Origin of the sequence: Psychrobacillus sp. L3 (assembly GCF_042945595.1) — a bacterium.
Lineage (GTDB): Bacteria > Bacillota > Bacilli > Bacillales_A > Planococcaceae > Psychrobacillus.
In genome coordinates, this window is the sequence record NZ_CP168493.1 from 3,189,365 (window position 1) to 3,202,707 (window position 13,343).

At 34.1% G+C, this 13,343-nt stretch carries 11 protein-coding genes; 2 read left to right on the forward strand and 9 right to left on the reverse strand.

Annotated elements, in window-relative coordinates:
* Nucleotides 1–22: 22 nt before the first annotated feature.
* From ACEPXD_RS16015 to ACEPXD_RS16035, 5 genes are all read right to left on the reverse strand, one after another.
* Nucleotides 23–970, reverse strand: coding sequence for an ABC transporter permease (locus ACEPXD_RS16015; protein WP_391117519.1), 948 nt, complete (start codon nt 968–970; stop codon nt 23–25).
* 133 nt (nt 971–1,103) lie between these two features.
* Nucleotides 1,104–2,237: a hypothetical protein gene (locus ACEPXD_RS16020; protein ID WP_391117521.1), complete on the reverse strand. Its 1,134-nt coding sequence runs from the start codon at nt 2,235–2,237 to the stop codon at nt 1,104–1,106.
* Nucleotides 2,238–2,243: 6 nt separating this feature from the next.
* Nucleotides 2,244–3,299, reverse strand: coding sequence for a response regulator transcription factor (locus ACEPXD_RS16025; RefSeq protein ID WP_391117523.1), 1,056 nt, complete (start codon nt 3,297–3,299; stop codon nt 2,244–2,246).
* Complete coding sequence (locus ACEPXD_RS16030; RefSeq protein WP_391117525.1) at nt 3,280–4,077, reverse strand: sensor histidine kinase; 798 nt, start codon at nt 4,075–4,077, stop codon at nt 3,280–3,282. Before ACEPXD_RS16030 ends, ACEPXD_RS16025 begins: the two co-directional genes overlap by 20 nt.
* A gap of 109 nt (nt 4,078–4,186) precedes the next feature.
* Nucleotides 4,187–5,791 (reverse strand): ABC transporter substrate-binding protein, encoded by a 1,605-nt coding sequence (locus tag ACEPXD_RS16035; protein WP_391117527.1) that lies wholly within the window; start codon nt 5,789–5,791, stop codon nt 4,187–4,189.
* Between the two features lie 200 nt (nt 5,792–5,991).
* Between ACEPXD_RS16035 and ACEPXD_RS16040 the strand changes: the two genes are divergently transcribed.
* Together ACEPXD_RS16040 and ACEPXD_RS16045 are read left to right on the forward strand one after the other, a co-directional pair.
* Entirely contained in the window at nt 5,992–6,894 is a 903-nt protein-coding gene (locus ACEPXD_RS16040; RefSeq protein WP_391117529.1) for an acetamidase/formamidase family protein, read from the forward strand.
* Nucleotides 6,895–7,516: 622 nt separating this feature from the next.
* Nucleotides 7,517–8,812 carry a globin-coupled sensor protein gene (locus ACEPXD_RS16045; protein WP_391117531.1) on the forward strand — a complete coding sequence of 432 codons (1,296 nt, stop codon included), beginning with the start codon at nt 7,517–7,519 and terminating at the stop codon, nt 8,810–8,812.
* Between the two features lie 96 nt (nt 8,813–8,908).
* Here the strand turns inward: ACEPXD_RS16045 and gatB are convergent, their stop codons facing one another.
* From gatB to ACEPXD_RS16065, 4 genes are all read right to left on the reverse strand, one after another.
* Entirely contained in the window at nt 8,909–10,336 is a 1,428-nt protein-coding gene (gene gatB / locus ACEPXD_RS16050) for an Asp-tRNA(Asn)/Glu-tRNA(Gln) amidotransferase subunit GatB (RefSeq protein WP_391117532.1), read from the reverse strand.
* A gap of 1 nt (nt 10,337) precedes the next feature.
* Nucleotides 10,338–11,801 (reverse strand): Asp-tRNA(Asn)/Glu-tRNA(Gln) amidotransferase subunit GatA, encoded by a 1,464-nt coding sequence (gatA, locus tag ACEPXD_RS16055; RefSeq protein WP_391117534.1) that lies wholly within the window; start codon nt 11,799–11,801, stop codon nt 10,338–10,340.
* Nucleotides 11,802–11,821: 20 nt separating this feature from the next.
* Entirely contained in the window at nt 11,822–12,112 is a 291-nt protein-coding gene (gene gatC / locus ACEPXD_RS16060) for an Asp-tRNA(Asn)/Glu-tRNA(Gln) amidotransferase subunit GatC (RefSeq protein WP_391117535.1), read from the reverse strand.
* 84 nt (nt 12,113–12,196) lie between these two features.
* A complete protein-coding gene (locus ACEPXD_RS16065; RefSeq protein ID WP_391117536.1) occupies nt 12,197–13,336 on the reverse strand; it encodes a CamS family sex pheromone protein in 1,140 nt (379 codons plus the stop codon).
* Nucleotides 13,337–13,343: the final 7 nt, after the last annotated feature.

A 13,343-nucleotide genomic window follows, 5' to 3' on the forward strand; every position in this document is an offset into this window, starting at 1 on the left:
CTTTTCACCTCCGATAATCGTTTTAGTAACGTATTCTTGGATCAACGACTGCATAAAGCAAATCTACAATTAAATTAATTAATAAAAATACCGTTACCATAAACAGAGTCGTTCCTTGAACAACTGGATAATCACTCGCTTGTACTCCGTTAACAATTAAGCTTCCGATTCCTCCGAGCCCAAAAGTATACTCTACTAGTACAGTTCCTACTATTAAGAAACCGAGCTGTAAACCGGTAACTGTTAATAGAGGGATTAGTGCATTTTTAAAAGCATGCTTTAAAATAATGACGCGTTTAGGAATTCCTTTTGCAATGGCCGTTTGAATGTAATTCGTATTTAATACTTCAATCATTCCACTTCTGGTGATTCTTGAGCTCAAAGCCAACATATTCAAACCAAGTGCCATAGATGGCAATATTAAGTATTTAAAGTTCCCCATAAAAGAGTCACCAGTCCCAAATGCTGGTAAAATATCAAGCTTATACGAAAATAAGAGAACTAATAATACACCTGTAAAGAAAACGGGGGAGGAGACTCCACCTAAAGAAATTAATGAAGTTAAATAGTCTACCCATGTATTTTTCTTTACTGCTGCAAGAATTCCTAAGGGTATAGCTAATATGATTGTAAATAATGCACTCATTCCAACAAGTTGCAAGGTCAATGGCAAGCGGTCAGCAATCATTCCTGAAACCGATTGTTTCATTTTAAAACTTTCTCCTAAATCACCTTGCACCGCATTTCCTATCCAAATCATATATTGTTTCCAAACAGGGTCATTTAGATGATATTTTTCTCTTATGTTCTCGAGTACTTCTGGAGAAGTTTGTTTACCTCCTACCATAACTAATGCAGGGTCTGTGGAACTTATATGTGACATTCCAAATACCAATATAGAAACTAAGAACAACACCGGTAATAACACCAATAGACGTCTAATAATGTATGAAAACAACGTACCCACCATCCTTTTTTATCATTTATATAAATAAGTTTTATGTTAATTATTATTTTACCGTTTTAATCAGAATACTATTTTAAATTTTCAATCAATTTTTCTTTAATATTTCATTAAAATTAAAAAGCATAAGGAATAGTCCTTATGCTTTCTTAAAATACAAATTCAACTTCAATATTCTCATAAAGAGTATAGAACTAATTGTACCTACTAGTATTCCTATAATCACATCATACAACAAGAAAAAAACAATACTTAAAACTAGCCCCGCAATAAATGAAATTCTTGTTTTTACACTACTTTCACTTGGCCAAATAATGACTGAATATAATGGTCCCCAAATTAATCCGAAAAATAAAAATATGTCAATTAATGTTAAATCCCAAAAAACAACTATTATTAGCGGAAAAAGTAGATAATAAAAAAAGGATAGTGACCGATGGTTGGATGACTCATTTTGCATAGTCTTCCATAGACGTGTAACAACATAAATGGAGATGAAGATTGAAGTGCTAACAAACAATAATTGACCAAATTGACCACCAAACCTACTCATCACTTGCATGCTTACTCTATCACTTAAATCTGGTAATACAGCTTGAGCTCTCCCTAAAAAAGAAATCGAACCAAAAGCTATCAATACATTGGCTGAAATAAGTCCTGCGATAATGAACGATCTCGATTTATGCCCTACCTTTACATTTTCATACACGATATGGTAACCATATTGATGTGCGACAAGAATAATTCCAAATCCTAGTATTAAGAAAATTGATTCATTTAAATTTATTGTTAATATATCCCTAGACAGAAAATGTAGACCAGAATATACCGTTGGAATACTCACCCTTAAATAGACAAGTGTTGGTATAAGAAATGAGACTATTAACCCCAAAATAATAGTACTTGTTGATATCCATTTTTCCTCAAACTTTCTTAGAAATAATACAAAGATAGTTGCCACTAAAATGAGAATGAGAATGATAACTTGAAAATATTGAGTAGCCGCTTCGCTTATAATAATTTTCCCAACTAGGAAAATACTTAATGATGTCTCGATAAAATATAAAGAGTAAACTAACTTTTTCAATAAAGGATCATTCATTCTATATGCTTTCCTGTTTTTTAATAAATATATTACATAAAATGAAATTGCCAACATAATAGAAAATCCCATTAGACCACCTACACCAAAATCATATGCAACCTGTGCCGCTAAAAAAAACATAACTGGTGTTATACAAGGAATAAGTAGGTTAATTATTTTTGTACCCAATACTTATCACCCAGTTTCTTTTTTAAAATGGCTCGGAGAAACACCCGTCAATTTTTTGAAGCAAACAGAAAAATAAGCAGAACTATTAAATCCAACCATATCAGAAACTATTTCAACATTGAAATTTTTTAATAGGAGTTCTTTTGCTTTATTTATTCGCACATTTAACAAAATTTCTGTAAACGTCATCCCGTACTCTTTTTTTAATAAACGGTTTAAATGAGATGAGCTCACATGAACATTTTTTGCTACTTTAGAAACCGTCAAATCTTTGTTATAGTTTTCCTGCATGTATCTCATGAATTGAGTGAATACAGTTTTATTTTGCTCATAGTAATCTTTTAAAGCATTACTATACGCTACTTTAATAGTATTACCTTTGCCAATACCGAAATATATTTGTTGAGAACTTTCTAAATTAGATTGGACTAATATTTCTTTAACTACCTCTAAATGTTCATAATCTGTTAGTAATACTTGAAAATCTCCAATTGGCTGTGGTGCAATTAACACATTATAAACACTCAAGTCCCGTTTCAATTGTTCTGAACTATCAAACTCACTTTTCTTTAGCAAAAAGACTATTTCCGGAGAAAAGCTAAAGTGTTTAACCTTCTCATCAAAAGAAACTACCCCTTCACCGAAAATATCCCGTTCGATAATCGATTGTATGACAAAAGAATTTAAGTTTAGTTGCTTTTTATATACTTTTTTCATCTTCAATAAAGTTTTATTAAATTCTTCCACAGAAAATGGTTTTAATAAATAACAACTTGCCCCTAGTTCCAGTGCTTGTTTTGCATACTTAAATTCACTAAATGCGGTTACAATAGAAACGACTGTTTTTGGCCACTTTACTTGAATCTCTTTGAGTACATCAAGACCATTTAATCCAGGCATTTGAATATCAAGAAAGGCTATATCTACATCTTTCCTCTCTAATTGATTAATAGCTTCCAAACCATTTTGTGCACACACTAAATCAAATTCTCCACCGTCTTCTAATAGCTTCTTCAAACTTAATAACTCTAATGGCTCGTCATCAGCTAAAAGTATTTTCAAATGAATTATCCTCCTTTAATGTGATTAAACATATTGTCCCTTCAGTTGAGCTTTTTATGGAAAAATCTCCTCGTTCCCCATAATAATGCTTAATACGTTGATAAGTATTCTTAATCCCAATTCCAAGCAGATTAGATTCCATTTTATTTTCTTTCCATTGATTAAATTCATTTAAAGTGTTCTCTGACATTCCAATACCATTATCCTGAATCCTAATGTGAATTACTTTATCTACTTCTTCAATTTGAATGTTGATATTCCCTCCATTTACTTTAGGCTCAATTCCATACTTACAAGCATTTTCTACAAGTGGTTGTATTGTAAGCATAGGAATTGTTACTTCCTCTAATTTTTCCGTATATTCAATATTCCAATCCAATCGATTTCCAAACCTCAGTTTTTGAATCTTCAAATACATTTGAGCACTTTCAATTTCCTCCTTTAACTTGACCAACTGCTGAGAATCTTGAATGGTATATCTCAATAGTGAAGAGATTGCAAAAATCGAGTCTTCAGCATCATCATTTCGTTTTAAACGAATCAAAGAAGTAATTGCATTTAAAGAATTAAAAAGGAAATGAGGGTGAATTTGAGAAGCTAAATTACTAAGTTGTGCTTCCTTCAATAAATTTTCTAGCTCTGTTTTTTTCTTTTCAATAACTAAAAACTCATGTTCATTTTGAAAAATGAGAAGAGAAACAATGGTAGTTAAACTTACCACACCACCAACAATTCCAAAAACTATTAGAAAAGTAAACATTGGCTGAGTTAAAACCATCTTGTAATCAACACCTTCGGAATATTCAGAAAATATAGTTCATTATAACCTAGAAAACAAATAAGAACTATAAAAAATAAAAGGGACGAGAAAAATCCTCGTCTTCCTTTTATTTGAATTTCATATTTTTGGTAAATGAATCCCAATACCAAAGGCCTGTAATATTATAGCCTTCTAGATTTTTATTCGAGGCTAAAATTTGTTTAGGATGGTCAATCATTATCCACGGCGTGTCTTCTGCAATGATAGTTTCCGCTTTTATCATTAATTCAGTCCGAATTTTATCATCAGTTAAAACACTTTGTTTATCTAAATATTGATCTACTTGACTATTACTATAATTGGAAAAATTTGAGCCGCCATCCCCTCGATTATTAGAGTGGAATACTGGTTGTAAATTCCCTACCGGGTCTGGGAAATCTGCTCCCCATGATTGCATTAATATATCATAATCACGTTCACCACTAAATGCTCTTGTGTTAACCTCTTCACTTGTAGCTTTTTCAATCTCAAGGTTAATTCCTAAAGGTTTAACTGCAGCTTGTAAAGCAAGTGCTGTATTAAGCTTTAAAGTATTTCCTTCTGTTAAAATTGTTGCGCCAAAACCATTTGGTACACTAGATTTTGCTAGATACTCCTTTGCTTTTTCTAAATCAAAAGAGTAGTCCGGAAGTTTGTCATAACCTGCTTGCCATGCATCTTTTTCAAACACCCAAGTCGCTGGTGCAATTGGAACAGCTTTTGCAGGAGAACCTGAATCTTTTACGATTTCATCCAGAATTTTTTGTTTATCTAAAGCATAGTTCATTGCTTTGCGTACATTAATATCATCAAATGGTGGTCTAGACATATTCATTACGACAAAGTCATTCAACCAACTATCTACCATATCTATTTGCACATTATCCATTTCTTGAACAACTGGAATTAAATCTAATGGTAAACCTATAGTTGCTGTAACTTGGCCAGTTTTTAAACCTGTTACAGTGGTAGTTCCTTCTGGTAAGACTTTAAAAACTACTTTATCTAAATAAGGACCACCCGAGGTATCCCAGTAGTTTTCATTTTTCTTTAATGTGATTTCAGATCCAGTTTTCCATTCAACATACTCAAATGGACCTGTCCCCATAACTCCGCCATCAGGCTTTCCAAAATTATCTTTATGTGATTCATAGTAAGTCTTACTTACAACGTGACCACCAGTAGTAGCTAGCACATAACGCCATAAAGTATCTGGTTGCTTTAAAGTTACTTTAATTGTCCAATCATCGGTTTGTTCTATTTTATCAACATTAGCATACATCCAACCAACGTAGGATGCTGTAGCTGGATCTTTAATACGTTCCATTGAAAATAGTACATCCTCTACAGTCATTGGTGTTCCATCAGAAAATTTCACATCTTTTCTTATCTTATATATATATGTTTTTGAATCAGGATTCTCCCAACTTTCAGCAAGCAAAGGTTGTATTTGTCCTTCTGCATCAAAGTATAATAACCCCTCAGTAATCTGTGTAACTACTGGATTCGTTGTAAAATCATAAGAGTATGCGGGATCTAATGATACAATATCACCCGCAAGTGCGAAATTAAGTGTATTATCCCCGCCTCCTGTTTTACTGCTTGTGGAACTTTTGGTCTCATCTGAACATGCTGCTATGACAAAAGATAGTAATAATACGAACATAATCAGTACGGCCTTAGTTTTTCTCAAATCAATTCCTCCTTTTTCAAATTTTCTGACTTATTTTATTATGACAATTCTAATTGAATGAAAGTTTAAATAATGAATCATAAAATCTTAAAAAAATAACCAATAAAACATTGTAAATTTTAAAAATTCAAAAAACATATTGACTTATATTTATTCATATTCTAAAGTGTTTCTCAACAACTTACTTTAGGAGGCTTTCCATGCATTATTTAAAACGAGAACAATCCGTTTATAGTTTCAATAAAGATCATAAGCCTGTTTTGCATATCCAATCTGGAGAGAATGTTCTATTTCAAACCTTCGATTGCTTTACAAACCAAATTCAGTCCGATGAACATCTTATTACTACGATCGATTTTTCTAAAGTAAATCCAGCTACTGGTCCAGTTTATATTGAAGGTGCATCCCCTGGTCAAACATTAAAAGTAGAAATACATGATATAAAAGTCCGAAATTGGGGTGTTATAAGCACTCTACCCGAAATTGGAGTTCTCATTCATAGGGCAGAAACAAAAACAAAAATTGTGAAGGTAGAGAATGACATCAAAATTCATTTTAATGACGATATCTCATTTAATGCAAAACCAATGATAGGTGTAATTGGATGTGCTCCAGCGAGCGAAGAAGTTCCATGTGGATTACCTGGTGATCATGGAGGTAATATCGATAATCATGTTATCACAAAAGGTTCTAAAGTTTATTTACCTATAAATGTAGAAGGAGCTCTTTTTGGATTAGGAGACATTCATGCTTCCATGGGTGATGGAGAAATTTGCGGTACTGGTGTAGAAATTGCCGGTGAAGTTGAAACTACTATTTCTACTCTTCCTAATACTAAGATAAATAGGCCAATAGTTGAAACCAAAGATGATTGGTATACAATAGCTTCTCATACAGACACGAACAGAGCGATTCAAATTGCTTGTGAAGATATGCAAGATTTGTTAGTAGATAAGTGGAACTTAAGCCACACGGATGCTTACTTATTAATGTCAGTTGCAGGAGACGTACAAATGTGTCAATGCTGCAAGCCTTCTCCAGTTGATGTAATTGCAAGGTTCAGAATGCCAAAGCTTGAAAATATGCCAAGACTGATTGACTAATACTAACTAAGTTAAAGGGTAGGGTTTAATACAATAACTATTAATAATTCACATTAAACGTGTTAGTACATTGATTGATCATGTTTAACTTGTCATTTGTCACTTTCAGAAAACCAGTGGTCTCGTTAAGCCATTTATTGCAATTTTTTTTGAATTTGGTATACCGCGATGACGAATATGATTTGAATTTCCCAGTTTCCAACAATAGTTTGTGCCCATTAAAATTGTGATTCAAGATTAAAAAGATGACTTCCATTTTAAATCTGGAAGTCATCTTTTATTGTTATCCTATTAACCCTGGTTACCGTTTTTATAATCTTCAATCCATAGTAGATTTGCGCCTGAATACTTTTTTCCAATGCTAGAGAAAATCGAACTATCATTGATCAACTTAATAGATAAAAAAGAGTTAACTTTATATTCTTTAACCTATTTCATCTGCATTAATAACCAACCTATTTTGACGATAATAGACTAGAGTGCAGTGGAAAATTCATTCATTAGAAATTCAAAACGGAGAAATGGAAACAGAAGAACAGTTAAAATGTCTGCGATGGATTTCAAAAATATCTATTTAGAAAACTTTAACCTCTTAGTTTCTACCAAAAGGAGAATATATAAAGTGACTCTTTTCAAAAAAAAGCAAAATTTCAACAACAGTATTGATTTTACGAAAGATATACCAGTTATATTAGACATTCCAGATCAATCTGAAATAAAAAAGCAAATTTCGATGATTCATCTCACGAAAAATGATCTTGCAATACTTCACCATTTACAACCATTTGTTCAACAAATATTAGATGTTACAGTAACTTCTTTCTATAAATCTTTAGAGTCTGAATCGAAACTAATGGATATAATTACGACCCATAGTAGTGTTGAACGTCTGAAAAAAACACTATATAGTCATCTTTTAGAAATGTTTAGTGGTGTAATCGACTCTAATTATCTGAACCAAAGAAAGATAATTGCTCATGTTCACGTAAAAATTGGGTTGGAGCCTAAGTGGTATATGGCTGCTTTTGAAACTTTAAACTACGAATTCTTAAAGTATATCATGACACTAACTATTTCAGATTCAGCAAAACGTGATGCACTTGCTGCGATTAGTAAGATTTTAAATCTTGAGCAGCAATTAGTTTTGGAGGCTTACGAAGCTGAGAACATGCGTATGCGAATAGAAGAACAATTGCAGAAGGATAAAGTAAAAATCGAGGTACATGATACTGCCGAGAATCTAGCAGCTGTTAGTGAAGAAACAAGTGCATCGATTAATAAATTATCATACCAAGCAACAAATATAAAAGAATCTACTAACCAAAATCTATCTTTCGTACAAGATACGGAGGAGAAATCACAAGCCGGTCAAATCCTTCTAACTAGACAATTGGAACAAATGCAATTAATTACTGAAAGTATTAATGCTTTACAGAAAAAAATGGTACAACTCCAAGACTCTTCTAATAGAATTCGAAATATTGTCGGTTTAGTTACATCTATAGCAAATCAAACAAACCTACTTGCTCTAAATGCTGCCATCGAAGCAGCCCGTGCAGGTGAACATGGTGTAGGATTTGCAGTAGTAGCTTCTGAAGTAAGAAAACTCTCTGAAGACACAAAAAAAGCAATCGAAAGCGTAGAATCATTAATCCAAGAAACAGACGATGGTATTAGCGATATAACCCAATCAGTTTCTGAAATGAACCATCTAATTGCTGATGGTGCGGATAAATACGAACAAATGTCTGAATCCTATCAAAACATTGTTCAAGCAATGTCAGGAATAAAAATTCAAAGTGAACAATCCAACACAGAAATTGCAACTATTTCTGAAATTTTAAATGAATTAAACCAGGCAGTTGAAACTATTGCTATCTCGTCTGATGGGTTAATAAATACAATAAACGATTTATAAGAAGCACAGATGATTTTACTATTTCCCGAGTGATATGGACTTATCTCCAAATAAAAGGATGACACCAGTTTAGAAGCTGGTATCATCCTTTATTTTTTATCGTTTTACAATTTCTTCTTGTAAAATTTTGTTTACAAGAGGTGGGTTGGCTTGTCCTTTTGTTGCTTTCATAATTTGACCGACTAGGAAACCGATCGCGCGGTCTTTCCCGTTTTTAAAGTCTTCGATCGATTGTGGGTTAGCATCCAATGTTGTCGTTACGATTTCACGAAGTGCTCCTTCATCTGAAATTTGCACTAAGCCTTGCGCTTTTACAACTTCTTCTGCTGCTCCACCATTATCAGCTAGTTCTTTGAATACTTTTTTTGCTATTTTAGATGAAATAGTACCATCCGAAATTAACTTAATCATTCCCGCAAGATTTGATGGAGTAAGTTTAATATCCTTCAATTCTTTTTGGTCTACATTTAAGTACGCAGAAACTTCACCCATTAACCAGTTAGCAGAAAGTTTTACATCTGCTCCATCAGCTATTGTTGCCTCAAAGAAGTTAGCCATTTCTTTTGATAAAGTTAATACATGTGCATCATATGGAGATAAACCAATTTCTTCGATATAACGTTGTTTACGTGCATCTGGTAGCTCTGGAATTTCTGCACGTACTCGCTCTAACCATGCATCATCAATTACAAGATCTACTAAATCTGGTTCTGGGAAATAACGATAATCATCTGTACCTTCTTTAACACGCATAAGAATTGTTTTACCTGTTTTCTCATCGTATCGACGAGTTTCTTGTTCAATTATTCCACCAGAAGAAAGTACTTCCGCTTGACGAATTTCTTCGTGTTCTAAGCCTCTGCGTACATAGTTGAATGAGTTTAAGTTTTTCAACTCTGTTTTTGTACCAAATTCTTCTTGGCCATATGGACGGATAGAAATGTTAGCATCACAACGTAGGGACCCTTCTTCCATTTTACAGTCTGAAACGTCTGTATATTGGATTATGGATTTTACTTTTTCTAAGTAAGCATATGCTTCCTCAGGCGTACGAATATCAGGTTCTGATACGATTTCTACTAATGGAGTACCTTGACGGTTAAAGTCGACTAAAGAGTATCCATCCGCATGTGATAATTTACCAGCATCTTCTTCCATATGAAGACGAGTAATACCTATACGTTTTTTCTCTCCGTTAACTTCAATCTCCACCCAACCATTTTTGCCAATTGGTTTATCAAATTGAGAAATTTGATATGCTTTCGGGTTATCTGGATAGAAATAGTTTTTACGGTCAAATTTTGTATTTTGTTCGATTTCCATATTTAATGCAAGTGCTGCACGCATGGCAAAATCGACTACGTTTTTATTTAACACGGGTAGCACGCCAGGATATCCAAGATCGATTACTGTCGTATTTGTATTTGGCTCAGCTCCAAAGTGATTCGGTGCTGCTGAGAAGATTTTAGAGTTTGTTTTTAACTCTACGTGTACTTCTAACCCAATGACTGTTTCAAAGTTCATGTTATTTTCCCTCCCAAATTTGAGGAGTTTGTTTATGGAAATCTGTCGCTTGCTCATAAGCATGTGCTACACGATAAATGGTTGACTCATCAAAGTAATTTCCGATAATTTGTAAACCAAGTGGTAGGTCATTTTCAAATCCACAAGGAATCGAAATGGCTGGTACTCCTGCAAGGTTAATAGGAATAGTTAAAATATCATTTGCATACATCGTTAATGGATCTTCCACATTCTCACCAATTTTAAATGCTGGTGTTGGTGCAGTAGGCCCGACAATTACATCGTAGTCTGCTAATACTTTATCGTAATCTTCTTTGATAAGTGTACGCACTTGTTGTGCTTTTTTATAGTAAGCATCATATGTCCCTGCACTTAAAGAGTAAGTACCAAGCATAATACGACGTTTTACTTCATCACCAAATCCTTGAGAACGCGTTTCCTTATATAGATCCATTAAGTTTTGAACATTTTCTGCACGGAAACCATAACGAATACCATCGAAACGAGATAGGTTAGATGAAGCTTCGGAAGAAGAAAGAATATAGTATGTTGCTAAAGCATATTTAGAATGTGGTAATGAAACTTCTTCCCAAGTTGCTCCAAGTGATTCTAAAACTTTCAATGCATCTAGCACTGATTGACGGACAGCTTCGCTTACACCTTCACCTAGATATTCTTTTGGAACAGCAATTCGAAGCCCTTTTATATCACCTGTTAAGTCTGCAGCAAAATTGGGTACTTCTACGTCTGCTGAAGTAGAGTCATGAGGATCAACTCCAGCAATTGCTTCAAGTAATAGTGCATTGTCTGTTACATTGCGAGTGATCGGTCCAATTTGATCAAGTGAAGATGCGAATGCAACTAAACCAAAACGAGAAACACGACCATAAGTAGGTTTCATCCCAACAACTCCACAGTAAGAAGCTGGTTGACGGATAGATCCACCTGTATCAGAACCTAATGAGAATGGAACTTCTCCTGCGGCTACTGCAGCTGCTGATGCACCAGAAGAACCACCGGGTACACGGTCTAATGCCCATGGATTTTTTGTTGTTTTATACGCCGAGTTTTCATTTGAAGAACCCATCGCAAACTCATCCATGTTTAATTTGCCGATTGTAACCATTCCTGCCGCGCGCAATTTTTTTACTACAGTTGCATCATAAATTGGGTTGAATCCTTCTAAAATCTTACTAGCACAAGTTGTTTCTAAACCTTCTGTCACAATATTATCTTTTACTCCGATAGGTAAACCAAATAATGGTCCACGCTCTTCGAAAGGAACTTGATCTAACTCTGCAGCAGTAAGTGTTGCTTTATCTTTATTTAATGCTAAGAAAGCTTCTACGTCACCGTCTAACTTTTCTACACGTTCATAAGCTTCTTTTGTCAAGTCAGCAATAGTAATTTCCTTGTTATGTAAAAGAGCTTGTAGTTCTTTTGCCGAACGTTCAAATAACGTCATTATATTCCCTCCTACAACTATTAATCCATAATAGATGGTACTTTTACTTGTCCTGCTTCTTGTTCTTTTACATTCAACATCATCGTTTCACGATCTAGTCCTTTAATCGCTTTATCCTCACGGAAAACATTCACTAAAGGTAAGACATGCGTTGTTGGTACTACATTTGTAGTATCCAATTCTTTTAATTGCTCTGCAAAGTCTGTAATTGCTGCAAGCTGATGAGCAAACTTTTCAGCTTCTTCTTCTGTAATTGCAAGTCGTGCTAAATGTGCTACGTGCTTTACTTCTTCTTTTGAAATCTTCGCCAATTTTCACACCTCCGAATTCAATAACCATAAGCAATATCATATCATTTTTCACTCTAGTTGAACAGAGTGGCTCTTTTAGTATGCTCATTGGGAATATATATGCACATACGGCTCTTCGTCGCCTGGTTTTTTGATCAATAATGCCTCTGCTCCGTTCATCGACTTCACATTGACTTCCACATTCATCGATGTATCAAAATGATCTTTTAGTAATCCGGCAAGTTGCTGCGTAAAACCAATTATTTCTGCTGTTCCATAAAATTGAATAGGAATTGTTATAGTCAATTTTTGCAACTGTTTGTCTTTAAAATATCCTGTTCCAATAACACTTGTGTAATTGGAAAAGTATGTCTCCACATCTTGTTTAAAATTGCGGAAAATAGTATCTAGATCTCGATATTTTTTTTCTGATTCAGCTGTAGGAAATAGAAGGTATTCTTCATCAATAGCTTTCCAATCAGAAACATTTTTTCCGCTAGCAGCGACGCTATACGTGAAATACGTTCCAGGAACTACTGCATTTCTACTATTTTGTTTGAATAAGCCAACAACAATCGGAACATTTGCAAGAGCTTCATTTTTTTGACGCATACGAGTAACTACTTCTTCCGCAATTCGCTTACCATTTTCTTCAATTTCTTTTTGGGATAACGCTTCCTCATATGTTGCTCCGTATGCCTCTTTTTGATAATAGTAAATAGAATTCAAAGCAAGCCCCAGTGAAATACCAGCAAGCGTTACAGTATTGCCTTCTTTTTTCAAATAGTCTTGTTCCACAATATGCGTAATATAAACAGGCGCTTTTTTTGCTTTTTCCTCACCTGTTAGTCCTTCATCACTTGGATTTAAACCATCGCTCGTCTGGCTGCTTCTTGCTAACCAAGAAATAGTTGTTTTTCTATCTAAGTATTGACCTTCTTGAAATAAATACTTGTCCGGTGAAAATTCCTTTTGAGAAATTCGAAGTAGACCTGATTCCACTTCTTTCATATCGTACTTAGTTGCAAGATTCGATACGACTAATCCTCTACTTGCACTTGCCTCATATGGTAATAGCGTCCGGTAGTAAGTATCATCTAATTGTAAACTTGGTATGATCACTTTTTTCGTTGTTTTTTGCTCTGTGTCTTGAATGACTTCTGTGTCTTTTTTTATAGAAGGAGTACATCCAGAGACAATAAGCAATAAAATCATTGTTGAGATTCCTATTATTTTTTTTGCCATGTTCAAA